The organism is Empedobacter sp. GD03739 (genome assembly GCF_029843245.1).
Lineage (GTDB): Bacteria > Bacteroidota > Bacteroidia > Flavobacteriales > Weeksellaceae > Empedobacter > Empedobacter falsenii_B.
The window spans coordinates 83,995-105,258 of the sequence record NZ_JAOCHX010000001.1; the positions used below are offsets into that span (position 1 = coordinate 83,995).

Here is a 21,264-nt window from a genome sequence, read left to right on the forward strand (position 1 = left end):
AAGGGAAAAATTATGATTTACGATAGACAATATCTTAAAAAGACAAAAATTGTCGCGACTTTAGGTCCGGCAACCGATAGTCCAGAGATTTTATTAGAAATGATGAGAAAAGGAACAGATGTGTTCCGTATCAACTTTTCGCACGCAGACTATGCGGATGTGAAACGTAAGATTGAAACAATTCATCAATTAAATAACGATCATGGCTACAATACAGCAATTTTAGCGGATTTACAAGGACCTAAGTTGCGTATTGGAAAAATGGAACACGAAGATTTCGTAATCAATCCAGGAGATATTTTAACTTTCACAAACGAGGATGTTGTAGGAACGAAAGAAAAAGTTTTTATGACGTACAAAAAGTTTGCGCAAGATGTGCAAGTGGGAGAAAATATTTTGATTGATGACGGAAAATTAATCTTCAAAGTAATCGAGACAAACGGAACAGATACTGTAAAAGCAGAAACGATTCAAGGAGGTCCGCTACGTTCTAAAAAAGGAGTTAACTTACCAAATACCAATATTTCTTTACCTGCTCTAACAGATAAAGATAAAGAAGATGCAAAATTCGCAATCGAAAATCGTGTCGATTGGTTTGCACTATCTTTCGTTCGTTCTGGACAAGATGTAAAAGATTTATCAGAATTTATCAAAGAACATGGAACAGTAAAAATTCCAATTATCTCTAAAATTGAAAAACCTGAAGCATTAGAAAATATCGATGATATTTTAGAATTTTCGGATGGATTAATGGTTGCTCGTGGAGATTTAGGTGTTGAGGTTCCGTTTGAAATCGTTCCAAAAGCGCAAAAACAATTAATTGACAAAGCGAAATTAGCGCGTAAGCCAGTTATTGTTGCAACACAAATGATGGAAACAATGATTTCGAGTTTAACACCAACTCGTGCTGAGGTTTCTGACGTTGCAAATGCAGTTTTTGATGGTGCGGATGCGGTAATGTTATCTGGAGAAACTTCTGTAGGGCAATATCCTGTACAAGTTATCGAGAAAATGACGAAGATTCTTCAAACAGTCGAAGATGATGAGCACGTACATGTACCAGAACACAAACCAAAGATCAAAAACGAACGTTTCGTAACTGATATGGTTTGTTACAATGCAGCTAAAATGGCAGAAGATACAGGAGCGAAAGCAATTGCCACTTTAACGTATTCTGGTTATACCGCTTTCCAAATTTCTTCTCATCGTCCAAATTCATTTATTTTGGTTTTCAATCCAAGTAAACGTATTAACCGTATGTTGAACCTATTATGGGGAGTAAAAGCAATCAATTACGATCCTCGCGATACATCTACGGATCAAACGGTTACAGAGGTCAATATCTTAGCGAAAAATGCGGGTTATGTAGAATATGGTGATTATATCATCAATCTGAATGCAATGCCAGCATTTGAGAAAGGAATTACCAATACATTACGTATTTCGATGATTTAATAAAATCAATACTAATACTTTAAAGCGTTCAATTTTGAACGCTTTTTTTGTGTTTAAAAGAAAAATCATAATAGAATGTTATGATATAGTAGTTTTTAATATCTTTACGAGTTCGAATTAGAAGAATTTATGTGTATTTATAATGTGATCTTATCTGGTGGTGTTGGGAGTAGACTTTGGCCACTTTCACGAAAAAGTCATCCCAAACAATATTTACCTTTGTTTAATGGGCAATCTTTATTTGAGTTAACGATTCAGAGAAATCGTCCAATTGCTGATAAATTAATGGTGATTGGGAATAAAGATAATGACCATTTAAGTCAAGAAGTGCTTGATAAAATGAATGTTGAATACACGAAAATTGTAGAGGCTGTTCCACGTAATACTGCAGCGGCAATTGCATTTGCAGCTTTAGCAGTTGAGGATGATGATATTCTAATTGTGACACCATCTGATCATTTGATTGAAGATATGGAAGCCTATCAAGAAGCGATGAATAGAGCAATCGAATTAGCACAAAATGACTATATCGTCACATTTGGTGTGCATCCAACTCGTCCAGAAACAGGTTATGGCTATATTGAGCACAAAGAAGACACTGTGTTATCGTTTCGCGAAAAACCAAATCATATTACGGCGCAAGATTTTATCGAGCAAGGTAATTTTTTGTGGAACAGTGGAATGTTTTGTTTCAAAGCACGTGTCTTATTGAAAGAACTAAAGAAATTTGAGAAAGAAATTTACGAAGCTTCAAAAATTGCTTGGTCTGAAAATATCAACGGAGAGTTGAACGAAGAACTTTCAATGAATATTCCATCAAATAGTATCGATTATGCTGTAATGGAACGAAGCAAGAAGATAAAAGTAGTTCCAGCAAAATTTGTTTGGAATGATTTAGGTTCTTTCGAATCCTTGTATGATTATTTTGTGATGAACGGACATTATGTCGATCGTAATGGAAACATGGTGATTGGAACAGATGTGTATACTTCTTTTGTCGGTTTGCAAAACACTATTTTTGTGAATACCCCAACCGCGAATTTAATTCTACAAAAAGAATATTCACAGGAAGTAAAGAATGTTTATACGCATTTAGAAAAAAGAAATTCTGAATTAATTTAAATACCTAGCACTCGATTTGAGTGCTTTTTTTATGTCAAAAAAGCTTAAAATTAATTCAATATAAATCCTTAAATTTGTTGCTCCAACAATATTATTATAAAATGACAACGGGAATTACATTCGGTATATTTGACCTTCTTCATGCAGGTCATGTGATGATGCTCGAAGAAGCCAAAAGACAATGCGACTACTTAATTGTAGGGCTTAATACAGATCCTGCAAGTGTAGATCCTTCAAAAAATAGTCCTACGCAATCCATCGTAGAGCGTTATATTCAATTAGAAGGTTGTCGATATGTCGACGAAATCATTCCCTACGAAACCGAACAAGATTTGTTTGATATGCTAAGTGCTTTACCAATAAATGTTAGAGTTATTGGCGAAGAATACCGAAATATCGACTTTACGGGAAAACAATATTGTTTAGATAATAATATTCAAATTTACTACAACAAGCGTACACATCGCTTCTCTAGTTCTGGATTAAGAAAAGTAGTTGCGACTTCTGAAAAGGAGAAATAATGAAAACAGTATTCATAACTGGTGTAGCTGGTTTCATAGGTTACCATTTAGCTGAAAAATTAATCGAAAAAAACATCAAAGTTGTTGGAATTGATAACATTAACGATTATTACACTGTTCAGTTAAAATATGATCGATTAAAAGAATTAGGAATCAATCAAGAATTTGCTTCAAATTTTGGGCAGAAAGTTCTTTCTTCTAAACACGAAGAAAAGATGATTTTCTATCGCATGAATTTAGAAGATAAAGAGTCATTGGCTCATCTTTTTAAAACATATTCGTTTGATGCGGTTGTTAATATGGCAGCTCAGGCTGGTGTTCGTTATAGTATCGAAAATCCTGATGCCTATGGACAAAGTAATTTGGTTGGTTTTCTAAATATTTTAGAATGTTGCCGAAATTATAACGTCAAAAAATTATTGTACGCAAGTAGTTCAAGTATTTACGGAAACTCTTCAGATGTTCCTTTTTCAACAAATCAAAATGTTGATCATCCTATTAGTTTATACGCAGCTACTAAAAAAGCAAACGAGCTAATGGCGCATGCGTATAGTCATTTATACAATTTCCAAACGATAGGTTTGCGCTTTTTCACGGTTTATGGACCTTGGGGACGACCAGATATGGCCATGTTTTTGTTTACAGATGCTATATTGAATCATCAACCTCTAAAAGTGTTTAATCACGGTGATTTATCACGAGATTTTACGTACATTGACGATATTATTCAAGGAATTGATAAAATTCTTGAAAATCAAACAATAAAAGAAAATTACCAATTATACAATATAGGAAATAGTAAACCTGTTCAATTAATGGATTTTATCAAAGAAATCGAAAAGTCAACAGGAGAAAAAGCTATTTTAGAAATGTATCCGATGCAAGCAGGAGATGTCAATCAAACATGGGCAGATGTCCAAGAGTTGAAAGATAAATTTGGTTATAATCCTCATTATCCGGTTGACAAAGGAGTGTATAACTTTGTACAATGGTACAGAAAATATTATAATAAATGAATCAACAACATAAAATAGCAGTTATCGGTTTAGGTTACGTAGGTTTACCTTTGGCTCGATTATTTGCAACAAAATACCCTGTTGTTGGGTTTGATATCAATCAGAAACGTATTGCTGAATTAAATAATGGAGTAGATTCAACTTTAGAAGTTGAGAATAATGTTTTACAAAATGTTTTATCAACACAAAATCCTTTTATTCAAGTAGAAAATGGATTGTTTTGTTCATCAGATATAACGGATATTGAAGATGCTACAATTTATGTGGTAACCGTTCCTACGCCAGTGGACAAAAATAATCGACCAGACTTGACTCCTTTGAAAAAAGCTTCGGAAACGGTAGGTAAAGTGTTGAAACCAAATGATATTGTTATTTACGAATCTACGGTTTATCCAGGTGTTACAGAAGAAGAATGTATTCCAGTATTGGAACATTCTTCGGGATTGAAGTTTAACCAAGATTTTTATGCGGGATATTCTCCAGAGCGAATTAATCCAGGAGATAAAAAACATACGGTTGAGAAAATTTTAAAAGTAACCTCAGGTTCAACTCCAGAAATTGGAAAAATTATTGATGATTTATATCAATCAGTAATTGTTGCTGGGACTCATTTAGCACCTACAATCAAAGTTGCAGAAGCATCAAAAGTGATCGAAAATTCGCAACGTGATATCAATATTGCATTTATCAATGAATTATCGAAGATTTTTTCGCTAATGGATATTGATACCAATGATGTGTTGGAAGCTGCAGGTACAAAATGGAATTTTTTACCATTCAAACCAGGTTTGGTTGGAGGACATTGTATCGGTGTTGATCCATTTTATTTGGCTCAAAAAGCACAAGAAATTGGATATTATTCTGAATTGATTTTAGCAGCAAGACGATTAAATGACTCGATGGGAGCATTTGTGGCTTCTCAGGTTGTTAAATTGTTAATAAATAACGACATCAAAGTAAAAGGAGCAAGAGTTCTAAATTTAGGAATTACCTTTAAAGAAAATTGCCCTGATATTCGTAATTCGAAAGCAATTGACGTGATTCATGCATTAGAAGAATATGGAATCGAAGTGATAACGTTAGACCCTTGGGCTAACCCGGATGAGGTAAACCATGAATACGGAATAACTTTTTGTAATACATGGGATCAGGTTTTCCAGTTCACTAATTCACAAGTTCACCAATTCGACGCCATTATATTAACCGTTTCACACGACGAATTTTTAAATCTTCAGTTAACTGATTATTTAAAAGGAAATGGTGTGATTTATGACGTAAAAGGCGCTTTGCCTAAAGAAGAAGTTGATAAACGATTATAATGAAAGCAACAGAAACGAAATTAAAAGGCTGTTTCATTTTAGAACCAACTGTTTTTGAAGATTCAAGAGGGTATTTTTTTGAATCGTACAATGAAAATAAAATAGAAGAAATTTTAGGGTATAAACCAACTTTTGTTCAAGATAATCAGTCTAAATCTTCTTACGGTGTAGTTCGTGGATTACATATGCAAGCAGGAGAACATGCCCAAGCAAAATTAGTTCGCGTTGTAGAAGGTGCTGTAATTGATGTTGCAGTTGATGTTCGTCCAGGTTCTGAAACCTATGGACAGTCTGTTTCGGTAGAGTTATCTGCAGATAATAAAAGACAATTGTTTATTCCGAGAGGATTTTTACATGGATTTTCTGTTATTTCTGATTCAGCTACATTTTTCTATAAATGTGACAATGGCTATAATAAAGCTTCTGAAGATGGAGTTAACCCTTTAGACAGCGAACTGAATATAGATTGGCAAATTCCAACAGATAAAATGATAATCTCTGAAAAAGATCAAGAAGCACAGTCGTTTGAAGAGTTTAAAGTTAAGGGGGTAACAAGTGAACAAGTGAAGAGGTGAAGGAGTGAAGAAGTGAAGAGGTTAACAAGTGAACAAGTGAAGAAGTGAAGAAGTGAAGGAGTTAACAAGTGAAGGAGTGAAGGAGTTAACAAGTGAAGAAGTGAAGGAGTTAACAAGTGAAGGAGTGAAGGAGTTAACAAGTGAAGAAGTGAAGGAGTTAACAAGTGAACAAGTGAACAAGTGAAGGAGTGAAGAAGTGAAAGAGTTAACAAGTGAAGAAGTGAAGAAGTGAAGAAGTGAAGAAGTGAAGAGGTTAACAAGTGAAGGAGTTACAAGTTCACAATTTGACAAGTGAAGAAGTGAAGAGGTTAACAAGTGAAGAGGTTAACAAGTGAAGAAGTTAACAAGTGAAGAAGTTTACATGATCACACGTTTACAAGTTAACAAGTGAAGAAGTGAAAAAGTGAAGAAGTGAAGAGGTTAACAAGTGAACAAGTTAACAAGTGAAGAGGTGAAGAAGTGAAAGAGTTAACAAGTGAAGGAGTTTACATGATCACACGTTTACAAGTTCACAAGTTCACAATTTGACAAGTGAAGGAGTGAAAAAGTGAAGAAGTGAAAGAGTTACAAGTTCACACGTTTACAAGTTTACAAGTTCACCCTTTAACCATCTAACCATATAACCGTTTTAACAACATAAAAAAAAACATGAAAGGAATAATATTAGCAGGAGGATCTGGTACGAGATTACATCCATTAACATTGGCTGTAAGCAAGCAATTGATGCCTGTTTATGACAAACCAATGATTTACTATCCGTTGTCGACATTAATGTTGGCAGGGATAAATGAAATATTGATTATTTCTACTCCTCATGATTTACCTCATTTTGAAAAATTATTAGGTGACGGATCTCAAATCGGATGTAAATTTTCTTACAAAGAACAGCCAAGCCCTGATGGTTTAGCGCAAGCTTTTATATTAGGAGAAGAATTTATTGGAGATGATAAAGTTGCGTTAATTTTAGGAGATAATATTTTTTACGCTTCTGGAATGTCAAAATTATTACAAGATTCAGCAGATCCTGATGGAGGAGTAGTTTTTGCTTATCAAGTTTCAGATCCTGAAAGATATGGTGTTGTTGAGTTTAACGAGAATAATGAAGTAGTTTCGATTGAAGAAAAACCTACTAAACCAAAATCAAATTATGCTGTGCCAGGCTTGTATTTTTATGACAATGATGTCGTTGAAATTGCGAAAAAGATAAAACCATCCTTTCGAGGAGAATTAGAAATTACAGACATCAATGCTGAATACCTTAAAAGAGGGAAATTGAAAGTTGGTGTTTTCAACCGCGGAACAGCATGGCTAGATACAGGAACAATCAATTCATTGATGCAAGCTGGTCAATTTGTTCAAGTGATCGAAGAGCGTCAAGGAATGAAGATTGGTGCCATAGAAGAAGTAGCTTATCGTATGGGTTACATTACAAAAGAAGAATTAATGAAAATTGCCGAACCTTTGAAGAAAAGTGGTTATGGTGAGTATTTAATTAAAATAACTAAATAAAATTTAGTTATTAATAGTTAAACAGTAATAAAAAATGAAAATAACAATTGTAGGAACAGGGTATGTTGGTTTATCAAACGCCATATTATTAGCACAGCATAATGAAGTGGTAGCCTTGGATATTGTACCTGAAAAAGTTGCATTATTAAACGATAAGAAATCACCGATTGAAGACAAAGAAATTACGGAATTTTTAACTTCAAAAGAGTTAAATTTTAAAGCTACTTTAAATAAAGAAGAGGCCTACGAAGCGGCAGATTTTGTCATTGTAGCAACACCTACAGATTATGATCCTACAACGAATTACTTTAATACTAAAAGTGTCGAAGGGGTTTTAGCAGAAATCAAACAATATAATCCTACTGCAGTTGCAGTTGTTAAATCAACGGTACCAGTTGGGTTCACTAAAAAGATAAAAGAAGAATTAGGAACAACTAATGTCTTATTTTCACCTGAATTTCTGAGAGAAGGAAAAGCGTTGTACGACAATTTATACCCCTCTCGTATCATTGTAGGCGAGCAAAGTGAGCGTGCTACAACATTTGCAAACTTATTAAAAGAAGGAGCAATCAAAGAAGACGTACCTGTTCTATTCACAGATTCGACAGAGGCAGAAGCAATTAAATTATTCTCAAATACCTATTTAGCAATGCGCGTAGCTTATTTCAATGAGTTAGACAGTTATGCTCAGATTTATGGTCTTGATTCTAAACAAATTATAGAAGGAGTAGGTTTAGATCCAAGAATCGGATCGCATTACAATAATCCCTCATTCGGTTATGGTGGATATTGTTTACCAAAAGATACTAAACAATTATTAGCGAATTATAATTCTGTACCTAATAATATTATTCAAGCAATTGTAGATGCTAATCGCACACGTAAAGATTTTATTGCAGATTCTATCATGGCGAAAGGACCTAAAAAAGTTGGGGTTTATCGTTTGATTATGAAATCTGGTTCAGATAACTTCCGTGCTTCTGCTATACAGGGTGTAATGAAAAGAATAAAAGCAAAAGGGATAGAAGTTGAGGTTTTTGAGCCAGCTCTTAAAGAAGATAATTTTTTTGGATCAAAAGTCGTAAACGATTTAGGGCAATTTAAAAAAGAATGTGATGTAATTATTTCTAATCGTATGGCGGAAGAATTAAATGATGTACAAGAGAAAGTCTATACAAGAGATTTATTTGGTAACGACTAAGAAATAAAACGATGCAGAAAGTATTAGTAACTGGCGCTGCCGGTTTTATTGGTTATTATACCGCAAAGAAAATAATCGACTTAGGTTATGAAGTTGTTGGATTAGACAACATCAACGATTATTACGATATCAATTTAAAATATGCGCGTTTAAACGAATTAGGAATTGATCGTAATCAAGCAGAAATTGAAAATAATATTGTTCAATCTTCTACTTTTCCTACTTTTAAATTTATTCGTTTAAATTTAGAAGACAGAGAAAATCTCCCACAATTATTTAAAACAGAGCAATTTGATTCGGTAATTAATTTAGCTGCTCAAGCAGGTGTTCGTTATAGTTTAGAAAACCCAATGGCTTATGTCGATAGCAATTTGGTTGGTTTTGTAAATATTTTAGAATGCTGTCGTCACAATGATATTAAGCATTTGGTATATGCATCAAGCTCATCTGTTTATGGAGAAAACGATAAAATTCCGTTTGGCGAAGAAGATCAAGTAGATAATCCGGTAAGTTTATACGCAGCGACCAAAAAAGCAAATGAATTAATGGCACATACATATAGCCATTTATATCAATTGCCAACATCTGGACTAAGATTCTTCACGGTATACGGACCTTGGGGAAGACCAGATATGGCTCCAATGCTTTTTGCTGATGCGATGACGAACAATAGAGAAATTAAGGTATTTAATAATGGTGAGATGAGTCGCGATTTTACCTATATCGACGATATCGTACAAGGAATCATTATTACCTTACAAAATCCTGACAAAAAAGGAAATGGTTACCAACTATTCAACATCGGGAATGGATCTCCAGTTTCTTTATTGCACTTTATCCAATGCATGGAAAATTCGTTAGGCATAACAGCACAAAAGAATATGATGCCTATGCAACCGGGAGATGTCCCAAGAACATGGGCAGACACGACTCAATTAAATACATTAGGGTATCAAAGCACAACGCCAATAGAAAAAGGAGTCGAACAATTTGTACAATGGTTTAAGGAGTATTTTAATAAATAGTTGTGGCTGAATTAAATTCAAATAAAAAGATTTTAAAAAACTCATTATCCTTATACGTAAGGATGGGTTTCACATTATTAGTTGCATTATATACATCTCGTGTTTTATTAAATAGATTAGGGGTTGATGATTATGGTCTTTATACAATTGTAGGTGGCTTAATATCATTTCTTGGTTTTTTAAATATGGCGATGTCTTCTACAACGCAAAGGTTTTTGGCTTTTGAAATAGGAAGAGGAAATAAAATAGATTTAAACAATACATTTAATTTATCAATATTAATACATTTAATATTGGGCATTGTAATATTAATTATTGGTGAAACTTTAGGTAATTGGTATGTACTTAAAGTTCTTAATATTCAAGAAAGTCAAAGAACTTTAGCTTTTATAATTTTTCAGTTAACACTTTGTATGTTTTTCATTAAAGTTATACAAGTACCTTTTAGTGCCTTGATTACTTCACACGAGAAGATGAATATTTTTGCAAGGATAAGTATTGCAGATGCACTATTGAATTTAGGATTATTATTGGTCCTAAATTTTATAGACAATAATAAACTTATTTTTTATACATCAATTTTATTAGGAATTAATTTTATCATTTTCATAACGAATTTTTTGTATTGTAAATTTAATTTTAAAGAAATTAGATTAAAATTTTATTATGATCAAGGTAAATTTAAAGATATTCTATCTTATTCCAGCTGGAGTTTAGTAGGGAATTTAGCAGCAGTTTCAAGAGGATATGGTATTAATATTATACTTAATCTTTTCTTTGGTGTTGTTATTAATGCTGCATACGGTGTTACAATGCAATTTCAGAGTGCAGTTAGTATGTTTACAGATAGTTTCCGTATGGCTATCAATCCCCAAATTATTAAAAATTATGCGAATGAGAATATGGAAAGGATGTATGATCTTATTTACTTAAGTTCTAAATTTTCTTATTTCATTATGTTATTTATCGTAATACCAGCATGGATTAATATAGATTTTATATTAAAATTATGGTTAGTAAATCCTCCAGAATATACAAGCATTTTTGTAAGACTTTCTGTTGTTTATTTATTAATAGAGAGTGTATCAGGTGCATTAATTACAGCTGTGCAGGCAACGGGTAAAATTAAAGTCTATCAAATTGTAACAGGGTTTATAATTCTATTAAATTTACCAGTATCCTATTTGTTCTTGAAGTTAGGATACGATCCATACATTACATACATAATAAGTATAATTCTTAGTGTATTAGCATTATGCTCTAGATTATATTTTCTTAGAAAACTAATACAATTTCCTTTAAAAGAATATTTCAGTAATGTATTTCAAAGAATATTAATAACTATACCAATTATCACAGTGTTTATTTATTTAATTAAAGATTGTAATCAATCCTTAATTCAAGTAATGATTAACATTCTACTATCTACGTTTTTATCAGCCATCCTAATTTTATTATTTGGAATTAGTAGAAATGAAAAAGGTGTTATTAAATCTATAATATTGAAAAAAATAAAAAAATGAAACAAATAACATATACTGGTTTTTATGGCCATAAAAATACAGGAGACGATGCCTTTCTAGAAGTAACTGCATATTACTCAAATAAGAATAATTTTACACCTTATTTCTTAGGAGATAATTTACCTGAATTAATTTCACCATTTAAGAATTTAAGAGAGAATAGATTTGATAATTTTAAATTAAATAAGATTAATAGTAGATTAGTTTCAATAAAACCTATAGTACAATCAGATTATTTTCTTTCTGCAGGAGGATCTACATTTGGGGATCATAAAATGCATGGGTACAAAGAAATATCAAAATATATAAAGAAGTATCTGAACAAGAATTTAAAAACTGGAGGTATAGGAGTTTCGATAGGTCCATTTAAATCTGTTGAAGCAGAAAGAAGAGTTATTGAGTATATTAAAACATTAGATTTTTTAGCAGTTAGAGACAAAAAATCATTTGAGTATTTAAAAACTTTAGCCCTAGATTTCGCTCCAGTAGAAGCTTTTGATTTAGCAGCACTTTTACCAGAAATTTACAACTCATCTGTAAAGCAGAAAAACAACAACGAAAAAATTATTGGGGTTAGTTTATGCAATTACGAGATGTACTATGGCTTAGATTTAAAAAATCAAGCTCGTCGAAATAAAGTAAATATAGAATTGCTAAAGAATATAGCAAATAGAGATAAGTCAGTAAAATTTAGATTTTTTATTTTTAATGGAAATTCAAAAGTTGGTGATGAAAAGATAACATTAGAAACAATTAAAGAATCACAAATAGAAAATTACGAAATAATGAATTATCAAAATAATGTAAAAAAAGCATGGGATTTAATTAGAGAGTGTGATTTTATTATTTCAACTCGTTTACATGCAGCAATTTTTGCAGCATTTAGTAATGTTCCATTTATCTTAAATGAATATCATAGAAAATGTGTAGATTTATTAAATGATATCGAACATAATCAACTATATATAGTGGGAGATGCAGTTTTTGATGTTCACGAAATGTCAGATATAATATTAAACACTATAAATGGAGCTAAAGAATATATTAAACCTTTAAAAATACAAGAGTGTATCAGCTTAGCAAAGAGAAACTTTGAATTTTTAAAATAATGGACATTGTTACATATAATATAATAAAAGTATTTACATATATAATATATTGTATTTTTATATTCATTAGTATTTTATCTAATAAAAATATAAAAGGATTAAGTACAATATGTGTTTTAGGATTTGCAGTAATTTATATGTTTGTATTTGGTAATAGAGATTTAGAAATAGGTACCGATACTAGATCATATATTGAAAATTATAATAAGATTACACAAGGAGTACTATCATTTGAAAAAACTTCTGATACAATTTTTTATGTTTTATCCTATATTAATAATTATATAGGATTTTCAAATTTAAATATATTACTTTTTATTGCTTTTATTTTTATGTTTAATGTTGTGCTTTTTAGTGTAAAATATGGTAAATATAATTCGCTCTATATATTATTTAGTTTTGTAAGTTGTTTCTTCTTTTATAATCTTGGTACAAATATACTTAGACAAGGATTAGCTATTTCATTTTTTTTATGTAGTATCGCTTTTTTTAAAAATAAAACCTTAAAATATTTATATTTTATTTTAACAATATTATCTCATATTAGTTCTGTTTTAATTGTTGGAGTTTATTTTTTATCAAAGTATTTAAAAATAAAAACAGGAGTAATAATCTTTATAATTTCAATAATATTATCATTTTTAAAATTTGATTTTAAGTTCATAGTCAATCAAATTCCATTTTTTCAGAGATTCTTGAAATATACAGATGAGGATGGGTATTTAGCTTCAGTCTATGATGTTGGATTTAAACCAAAGTTTATAGTTTTTAATTTATTTTTTCTAATTATCGGATTATTTATAAAAAAATATATAAAATTTGAAGATGATAATTATGATAAAATATTAATTACTTTTTGTTTAGCATCTGCTATATTTTTTCTAAGCTTCAATATACCTTTTTCTGATAGAGTTGGTGTGTATTCTTGGTGTTTAATACCATTAATTATTTTCCCTATATTTTCGTACAAGTTTAAAAATATGGTGAATTATCGTTTAGCAATGTTTTTTATATTAATTATTTTCTTTTTTGCAATTCAATAACTTATGATATCAATAGTAATACCTTTATACAACAAAGAGTCTTATATAAAAGATACTTTAAAAATGATATTCAATCAAACATTTCAAAATTTTGAAATTGTAATTATTGATGATGGTTCTACTGATAATGGTCCAAAATTTATACACGAATTTTCTGATAGAAGAATCAATTTTTTTTCTAAAGAGAATGGAGGTGTTTCTTCTGCTAGAAATATGGGAATTGAAAAATCTAGTTTTGAATATATTGCATTTTTAGATGCAGATGATATATGGACAAATAATCATCTAGAAATTATTTTTAATATGATTGTAAAATATGATAAAGAAGCAGACGTATTTGTTACAAATTTTTCTAGAAAATATCCAGATGGAAGATTAATTATAAATCGTTTAGATATTAAAGAAGGAATTATAGATGATTATTTTTCTGAAGTTTTATTTAAAGATGTTATTCATACTTCTTGTGTATGTGTAAGAAAAAAAGCTTTGGATAAAGTGGGACACTTTAACACACAAGTTTCTAGAGGTGAAGATTTAGATCTTTGGATAAGATTAAATAGAGAATTTAAAACAGCATATTCACCTATTGTTACAGAATATTATTTACAAGATGCTATTAATAACAGTCGAAAAAAATTTCCAATAGACAAATCAATAGTATTTCATCTTAAAAAGGAGAAAATTCATACTAAATCCGAGAAAATCTATTTAAGAAATTTAATAATAAGAAAGAGTTTGTCCCTTATTATTAAAGAACAAAGAATTATAGATTCGATAAAATTATTATGGAATAAAAAAAATATATTAATATGAAAGAAAAAATATTTAAATTTTCGCCAGTTTTTATACAAGAATTATTGATTTCTTTATTCAATATTATAGCCTATAAGGAGAGATATGCAGGGAAATATAAAGAATTATTAAATCAATATAAACAGAATGAAGATTTACGTTTAGATGAGCTAAAAAATATACAAAAGAAAAGATTCAATAGTTTTTTAAAAGAAGCTATTCAAGATTCAAAATATTATAAAGATTATCCTTTAGTAGATATAGAACAAATCTATCAGTTACCTATTATCAGTAAAGAAGATTTAAGAACTAATATTAATGATTTTTTTACTGTAGCTAAAAAAGATGGAGTAGTTTCTAAAACGGGTGGTACGACAGGTAAATCATTAGAAATTTTATTTACAAAAGAAGGCAATAATGAGAAATTTGCCTATCTAGATTACTTCCGTGGAAAATTTGGATATGAATTAGGTAAAAAGACAGCGTGGTTCTCAGGAAAAGATCTATTGACAAATAAGGATGTACAAAATCATATTTTTTGGAAAACAGATCATAAACATAATGTTCGATATTATTCAACATTTCATATAAAGGAAGAGTATTTACAATATTATGTAAATGATTTATTAGATTATAAACCTGAGTTTTTATCGGGGTTTCCATCTACTATGTTAGAGATAGCTAAACATGGGGTGTCAAAAGGTTATCAAATGCCTAAAGGTGTAGTAAAAGCAATTTTTCCTACAGCAGAATCGATTAATCCTGAAATGAGGGAAATTATTGAGCATTTTTTTAATGCAAAAATGTTTAACCAATATTCATCATCTGAAGGTGCTCCATTTATAATTGAATGTAAGAATGGTAATCTTCATATGGATTTACAAACGGGTGTGTTTGAGGTTTTAGATGATTTTAATAAGCCTACAGATTCGGGGCGTTTAGTAATAACTTCTTTTTTTACACAAGGTACACCTTTAATTCGTTACGATATCGGTGACCGTCTAAGTTTAGAGAAGTCGAAAACATGTAATTGTGGAAACCATAATCCATTGGTAAAAGAAATTTTAGGTCGAATTGATGATTATATTTATTCTCCTGAAAATGGTAAAATAAATTTAGGGAATATTTCCAATACGTTAAAAGATACGAAAGGAATTATTAAATTCCAGGTAATTCAAGATAAATTGAATGAGATAATAATAAAATTAGTAATCGATAGCTCCATGTATGATAAAAAAGTAGAAAATAAATTTATTCAAAATTGGGTAGATCGTGTAGGTGATAATATGAAAATAGATTTAGAATTTGTGAATGATATACCTGTTGAGAAAAGTGGTAAATATAGAATGGTAAAAAACAATATTAAACACTTAATATAAATATCATGAGGAATATTGTATGTTTATTTTTTATATTATTTTTTAGTAATTTATTGTTAAGTCAATTCAAAAAATCAATTCAAGAGTCACCTTATAAATTAATAAAGACATCTACTTCAATAAACAAAAATAATTTTTATGATTTAACAAAATCTTTACCTATTAAGTATGTGAAGGATGGTAGTGTTGATTATACATACTATATTCAAAAAGCAATTGATAAATATGATAAAATTATTTTCCCAAATTTTCCTATAGCTTCCAAAGGAGTTATTTTAAGGTCAAATTCTGAAATTTTTTTTCAAGAAAACTCTAAAATACTGTTAATACCAAATAGCTTGGAGCGCTATCAAATAATAGCTTTACATGGTGTAGAGAATGTTAAATTATATAACATCAATATAGTTGGAGATAAAGGAACACATCTGGGTGTAAAAGGTGAATGGGGCTTTGGAATTGATATCAGAAAATCACAGAATATTTATATAGAAAATGCGTCTATTAATAATTGTTGGGGTGACGGAATTGTTATATCAAATTCTAGTAGAAATAATTTAAATCCTAATTCTAAAATAAATACTAATAAAATTAGTATTAATAATAGTGTAATTAATAATTCAAGAAGAAATGGCCTTTCAATTATAAGTGGCAATAATATTTCAATTAATAATTTAATTGTAAACAACACTTTTGGTACAGCACCAATGTCAGGTATTGACATTGAGCCAGATAACAATAAAGAGTTATTAAATAATATATATATCGATAATTTAAAGGTTTTTAATGCATATTCTGGGATTCAAATTCATTTGAATAACTATGCATCTAAATTTAAATCATTAGACATAAATATTTATTTAAATAAAATTGAAACTAGCAATACTTCTGTAGGTATTTTAGTGGCTGGATTTGACAAAAAGCCAGATTTGACATTGATAAATGGTAAAATAGTAATTAATGATTTATTTGTTAAAAATTCAAATAGAGAATTTGTTAAAGCGAATCAATATGGTATTTATCCAAAAATTCAATTAAAAAATTATAAATTCTTAAAAAATGGAAAAGAGCTTTATAATAATGAGATTGAGTTATTGAAGTATATAAAAGATATTAAAGGTATAGAATATAAATAAATGAAAATCGCTTTAATCGAAAACTTTGGTTCTGATTTTTATGGTGCACGCTTGCGATATGCGCTATTTTTACAACATTTCGGACACGAAGTAACAGCCATAGTACCCAACGATGGGTATGCTGATAAAATAAAAGAATCTGGGATTACAACCATAGCCTTAGATATTGATATTAGACAAAGAAGTTTAGGTTCGATGTTGTCTTTTGGTTTTCAGTTAGGCAAAATCTTTAAACGAGAAAAATTTGATGTCATCCATTTGTATCGTATGCAACCCAACATTATTGGGACACCTTTTGCTTATTGGTATGGAAAAAAAGCTAAAATAGTAAATCACATCACAGGATTGGGAGTTGCTTTTACAAAGGATTCACTTAAATTTAATGTGATAAAAACCATTATTAAAACGTTTTATAACATTAATAATACGGTATTTGGTGCACAGTTAATTTTTCAGAACGAAGAAGATAAAAAAGAATTAGGTAATCATTCCTCTTTTCAAGTAATTAAAGGAAGTGCTGTAAACGAAGATCGTTTTAATACAACAATTCAATCTTCGGCTAAATTATTAGAACAATTAAAAAAGGAATATCACTTAACAGAAGGAAAAACACTAATTTTTGTTTCTCGTTTATTAAAACAAAAAGGGTTATCTTACTTAATTGAGACAATCAATCAAATCAATCAATCAGAGAACCAAAAAATTAATTTATTAATTGCAGGTTGGATAGATCCAAATAATCCTGACTCTTTTACAGAAGAGGAGATTAAACATTATGGTGCTCAAGAAGGGGTTGTTTTTTTAGGAAAACGTAGCGATATTAATGATATTATTGCTTTAGCAGACATTGCAGTGTTACCAACCTATTACAGAGAAGGTACGCCACGATTTTTATTAGAGGCAATGGCAATGGGTAAACCAATTCTTACAACAGATATGCCAGGGTGTAATCATTTGGTGAAGGATAATAAAAATGGTGTATTAGTACAATCACAGAGTACAGAAGAAATTTTAAAAGGATTAGAATATTTATTAAATGCTGATTTAGAAAAAATGGGAATAGAAAGTAATAAATTATACCTTGAAGAATTTTCTGAAGATGTGGTGTATAACCAAATACTAAATTTATATAAAAAGTAAAACATGCATATTACCATAACAGGAGCTTCAGGATTTGTAGGTCAAAATTTATCTGTTTATCTAAAACATAAAAATCATTCGGTCCATGAGTTGTCTTTGAGAGGTAATGATTGGCAATCGAACCTAGATAAAAATTCTGAAGCAATAATTCATTTGGCTGGGAAAGCACATGATACAGAGAATACATCTGAAGAAAAAGCCTATTTCGAGATTAATAGAGATTTAACGATTGCCTTGTTTCAAGAATTTTTAAGATCCGATAGTCGAGATTTTTTTTATTTTAGTTCTGTAAAAGCGGTTGCAGATACAGCAGATGATATAATAGATGAGAACATTAAGCCCAATCCTTTAACACCTTATGGTCAGTCAAAATTCGAGGCAGAAAACTATTTATTAGCTCAGCAATTACCAGAAGGTAAACGTTTATTTATCATTCGCCCTTGTATGATACATGGTCCTGGAAATAAAGGAAATCTTAACCTTTTGTATAAGATTGTAGAAAAAGGAATTCCATGGCCGTTGTCGGCTTTCGAGAATAACCGTTCGTTTCTAAGTATTGATAATTTATCATATTTAATACATGAAATGTTATTAAATAAAGAAGTTATTTCTGGAGTATATAATTTTGCGGACGATCAATCCTTATCAACAAATCAGTTAATTGTAGCAATGAATAAAGCATTAGACCGTAAGGCTAAATTTTTATCAATACCTAAGGGATTAATTGAGAAGGTAGCAAAGTGTGGAGATGTTATTAACTTTCCACTAAATTCGGAACGATTAAAGAAATTAACGGAGAGTTACGTTGTTTCAAATCAAAAGATAAAAACAGCTTTAAATATTAAACAATTACCTTTGTCAGCAGAAGAAGGAATTATTAAAACAATAAAAAGCTTTAAGACTGGGGGTTAGTGATTAGTAATTAGGGGTTAGTAACTAGTGACTAGTAACCAGTAATTAGTAACTAATAACCATTCACCAATAACTAGGGGTTGTAATTAGTGAGTATTGATGAGTGACTAGTAACCAGTAATTAGTAACTAATAACCATTTACCAATAACAATTAACTAATAAACAATGAAAACACATAAAGATTTAGAGGTTTGGAAGCTTGCAATAGATTTTGTTTCAGAGATATACTTAATAACAAAACAATTTCCTGAGGCTGAAAAATTTGGTTTATCTACTCAGATGAGAAGAGCTTCTGTGTCTATACCAAGTAATATTGCAGAAGGTGCAGCACGCCAATCGGATAAAGAATTTATACAGTTTTTATACATTGCATTAGGTAGTACAGCGGAATTAGAAACACAATTAATTATCGCTTTTAATTTAAATTTTATTAAACAAAATCAATTAGATCAATTAATTTTGAAGCAAGAACAGATTGCTAAAATGTTAAATGGTCTTATAAAATTTATAAAAAATAAGAAATAGAGGCTAGTGACTTGCGAGGAGTAATTAGAGAGGAGTGACTAGTAACCAGTAATTAGTAACTAATAACCATTTTACCAATAACCATTCATTATTAACTAATAACTAACAATTATGACAAGATTATTCGATATATTATTTTCATTTTTTGGTCTACTATTTTTATGGCCAATCGGAATTATATTATACATTATCGGTTTATTCGATACGGGTTCACCTATTTTTATGCAAGAAAGAGTTGGGAAAGGTAAAAAACCTTTTAAACTATTCAAATTTAGAACAATGGATGTGAATACAAAATCGGTTGCCTCGCATTTGGCTTCAGGTGTGCAGATTACTAAATTCGGAGCATTCTTACGTAAATCTAAGTTAGATGAATTACCACAACTAATTAATGTGTTGGTAGGGGATATGAGTTTAGTTGGAGCTAGACCATGTTTATTTAATCAAACAGAATTGATTGAAGAACGAGAGAAAAGAGGTGTGTTTAATTATTTACCAGGAATTACAGGTTTAGGACAAATTAATAATGTCGACATGTCGACACCTGAAAAATTAGCGAAATTAGATGCTGAAATGTATCAAACCATGTCTATTGGTAATTATTTTAAATATATTTTAGCTACTGTTACAGGAAGTGGACAAGGTGATGCAGTGAAGAAATAATATAAATATATACAAGTTATAAAGAGTCTATTTCTAGACTCTTTTTTGTTATATTTGAAATAAATCTAAACATTTAATGCAAACTAAAATCTGGCTTTCATCTCCACATCTTTCAGGAAATGAAATGAAATACATTCAAGATGCTTTTGATAAAAATTGGATCACATCCATTGGTGATAATATTGACGGATTTGAGGCTGATATTCAAAAAGCGTTGAATACATCAAATCCAATCGTTGCACTAAATACTTGTACTTCTGTTTTGCATTTAGCTCTTGTGATGTTAGGAGTGAAACAAAACGATGAAATTCTTACGCAAACCTTAACTTTTTGTGGTTCTACAAACCCTATTGTTTATTGTGGTGCAACTCCTATTTTCGTCGATTCAGAAGAAGATACATGGAATATGTGTCCAGTTGCATTAGAAGAAGCAATAAAAGATCGTATCGCAAAAGGAAAAACGCCAAAAGCAATTTTAGCAGTTCACTTGTACGGAATGCCATATAAAGTAGACGAAGTACATGCTGTTGCTGATAAATATAACATTCCTGTGATAGAAGATGCTGCAGAAGCATTGGGTTCTACGTTCAAAGGTAAAGCTTGTGGTACGTTTGGTCGTTTTGGAGGTTTGTCGTTTAATGGAAATAAAATTATTACAACTTCTGGTGGTGGAGCATTAGTTTGTCAAACACAAGAAGATAAAGATAAAGCAGTCTTTTTAGCAACGCAAGCACGTGATAACGCACCACATTATCAACATTCGCATATTGGGTACAATTACCGTATGAGTAATATTACAGCAGGTATCGGTCGTGGACAAATGGAAGTTTTAGCGGATAGAGTAGCAGCTCGTCGTGCAATGAATCAATTCTACCAAGAGTTGTTTGCGGATATTGATGGCGTAACGGTATTTACAGAACCAAGTTCTGATTATTTCTCTAACCATTGGTTGTCAGCGATTTTAATTGATCCAAAAGTAGCAGGGAAAACACGTGAAGATTTGCGTTTAGCTTTCTTGGAAGATGATATCGAATCTCGTCCATTATGGAAACCAATGCACATGCAACCTGTATTTGCAGATGCACCTTATTATGGAGGAACAGTAGCAGAAGAATTATTCGAAAATGGATTATGTTTACCTTCTGGTTCTAATTTGACAGATGCAGAACGTGAACGAATTACAGCTAAAGTAAAAGAAGTATTTGGGAAATAATTTTCAAAAATAAGATATCAATCAAATCCTCTTAAGTTTCTTAGGAGGATTTTTATTTATAAGAATTAGACGTTTTTAATAAAAGTCC

The 21,264-nt window shown here is 30.4% G+C and carries 20 protein-coding genes; all 20 read left to right on the forward strand.

The features are described 5' to 3' along the window. The first annotated feature begins 12 nt into the window (after positions 1 to 12). The 20 genes from pyk (at position 13) to N5E64_RS00515 (ending at position 21,176) form a co-directional block, all read left to right on the forward strand. Positions 13 to 1,455, forward strand: a complete 1,443-nt coding sequence (gene pyk / locus N5E64_RS00420; RefSeq protein ID WP_280035071.1) for a pyruvate kinase — start codon at positions 13 to 15, stop codon at positions 1,453 to 1,455. Positions 1,456 to 1,584: 129 nt separating this feature from the next. Further along, positions 1,585 to 2,577, forward strand: coding sequence for a mannose-1-phosphate guanylyltransferase (locus N5E64_RS00425; RefSeq protein WP_280035073.1), 993 nt, complete (start codon positions 1,585 to 1,587; stop codon positions 2,575 to 2,577). A 101-nt stretch (positions 2,578 to 2,678) separates the two neighbouring features. Further along, positions 2,679 to 3,098, forward strand: a complete 420-nt coding sequence (locus tag N5E64_RS00430) for an adenylyltransferase/cytidyltransferase family protein (protein ID WP_114998507.1) — start codon at positions 2,679 to 2,681, stop codon at positions 3,096 to 3,098. Beyond that, positions 3,098 to 4,114, forward strand: coding sequence for an NAD-dependent epimerase/dehydratase family protein (locus N5E64_RS00435; RefSeq protein ID WP_280035075.1), 1,017 nt, complete (start codon positions 3,098 to 3,100; stop codon positions 4,112 to 4,114). Before N5E64_RS00430 ends, N5E64_RS00435 begins: the two co-directional genes overlap by 1 nt. Then, the gene (locus tag N5E64_RS00440; protein WP_280035077.1) at positions 4,111 to 5,433 is read left to right on the forward strand and encodes a nucleotide sugar dehydrogenase; all 1,323 of its coding nucleotides are present in this window, start codon (positions 4,111 to 4,113) and stop codon (positions 5,431 to 5,433) included. The genes N5E64_RS00435 and N5E64_RS00440 overlap by 4 nt, the downstream gene beginning before the upstream one ends. Continuing rightward, entirely contained in the window at positions 5,433 to 6,008 is a 576-nt protein-coding gene (gene rfbC / locus N5E64_RS00445; protein ID WP_280035078.1) for a dTDP-4-dehydrorhamnose 3,5-epimerase, read from the forward strand. Before N5E64_RS00440 ends, rfbC begins: the two co-directional genes overlap by 1 nt. Positions 6,009 to 6,656: 648 nt before the next feature. Then, positions 6,657 to 7,517, forward strand: coding sequence for a glucose-1-phosphate thymidylyltransferase RfbA (rfbA, locus tag N5E64_RS00450; protein WP_280035080.1), 861 nt, complete (start codon positions 6,657 to 6,659; stop codon positions 7,515 to 7,517). Positions 7,518 to 7,551: 34 nt separating this feature from the next. Then, positions 7,552 to 8,718, forward strand: a complete 1,167-nt coding sequence (locus tag N5E64_RS00455; RefSeq protein ID WP_280035082.1) for a nucleotide sugar dehydrogenase — start codon at positions 7,552 to 7,554, stop codon at positions 8,716 to 8,718. An 11-nt stretch (positions 8,719 to 8,729) separates the two neighbouring features. Beyond that, the gene (locus N5E64_RS00460; protein ID WP_280035084.1) at positions 8,730 to 9,743 is read left to right on the forward strand and encodes an NAD-dependent epimerase; all 1,014 of its coding nucleotides are present in this window, start codon (positions 8,730 to 8,732) and stop codon (positions 9,741 to 9,743) included. A gap of 2 nt (positions 9,744 to 9,745) precedes the next feature. Then, a complete protein-coding gene (locus N5E64_RS00465) occupies positions 9,746 to 11,266 on the forward strand; it encodes an MATE family efflux transporter (RefSeq protein ID WP_280035086.1) in 1,521 nt (506 codons plus the stop codon). After that, the gene (locus N5E64_RS00470) at positions 11,263 to 12,375 is read left to right on the forward strand and encodes a polysaccharide pyruvyl transferase family protein (RefSeq protein WP_280035088.1); all 1,113 of its coding nucleotides are present in this window, start codon (positions 11,263 to 11,265) and stop codon (positions 12,373 to 12,375) included. Before N5E64_RS00465 ends, N5E64_RS00470 begins: the two co-directional genes overlap by 4 nt. Beyond that, a complete protein-coding gene (locus N5E64_RS00475; protein WP_280035091.1) occupies positions 12,375 to 13,418 on the forward strand; it encodes an EpsG family protein in 1,044 nt (347 codons plus the stop codon). Before N5E64_RS00470 ends, N5E64_RS00475 begins: the two co-directional genes overlap by 1 nt. 3 nt (positions 13,419 to 13,421) lie before the next feature. Continuing rightward, positions 13,422 to 14,231, forward strand: coding sequence for a glycosyltransferase family A protein (locus tag N5E64_RS00480; protein ID WP_280035093.1), 810 nt, complete (start codon positions 13,422 to 13,424; stop codon positions 14,229 to 14,231). Next, entirely contained in the window at positions 14,228 to 15,589 is a 1,362-nt protein-coding gene (locus N5E64_RS00485) for a phenylacetate--CoA ligase family protein (protein ID WP_280035094.1), read from the forward strand. The genes N5E64_RS00480 and N5E64_RS00485 overlap by 4 nt, the downstream gene beginning before the upstream one ends. A 5-nt stretch (positions 15,590 to 15,594) precedes the next feature. Then, complete coding sequence (locus tag N5E64_RS00490; protein WP_280035096.1) at positions 15,595 to 16,722, forward strand: right-handed parallel beta-helix repeat-containing protein; 1,128 nt, start codon at positions 15,595 to 15,597, stop codon at positions 16,720 to 16,722. Beyond that, a complete protein-coding gene (locus tag N5E64_RS00495) occupies positions 16,723 to 17,862 on the forward strand; it encodes a glycosyltransferase family 4 protein (protein WP_280035099.1) in 1,140 nt (379 codons plus the stop codon). Between the two features lie 3 nt (positions 17,863 to 17,865). Further along, positions 17,866 to 18,774, forward strand: coding sequence for an NAD-dependent epimerase/dehydratase family protein (locus N5E64_RS00500; protein WP_280035101.1), 909 nt, complete (start codon positions 17,866 to 17,868; stop codon positions 18,772 to 18,774). 166 nt (positions 18,775 to 18,940) lie between these two features. Continuing rightward, entirely contained in the window at positions 18,941 to 19,300 is a 360-nt protein-coding gene (locus tag N5E64_RS00505) for a four helix bundle protein (RefSeq protein WP_280035119.1), read from the forward strand. A gap of 111 nt (positions 19,301 to 19,411) precedes the next feature. Then, positions 19,412 to 19,963: a sugar transferase gene (locus N5E64_RS00510; RefSeq protein WP_280035121.1), complete on the forward strand. Its 552-nt coding sequence runs from the start codon at positions 19,412 to 19,414 to the stop codon at positions 19,961 to 19,963. 76 nt (positions 19,964 to 20,039) lie between these two features. Then, positions 20,040 to 21,176, forward strand: coding sequence for a DegT/DnrJ/EryC1/StrS family aminotransferase (locus N5E64_RS00515; RefSeq protein WP_280035123.1), 1,137 nt, complete (start codon positions 20,040 to 20,042; stop codon positions 21,174 to 21,176). Positions 21,177 to 21,264 lie beyond the last annotated feature (88 nt).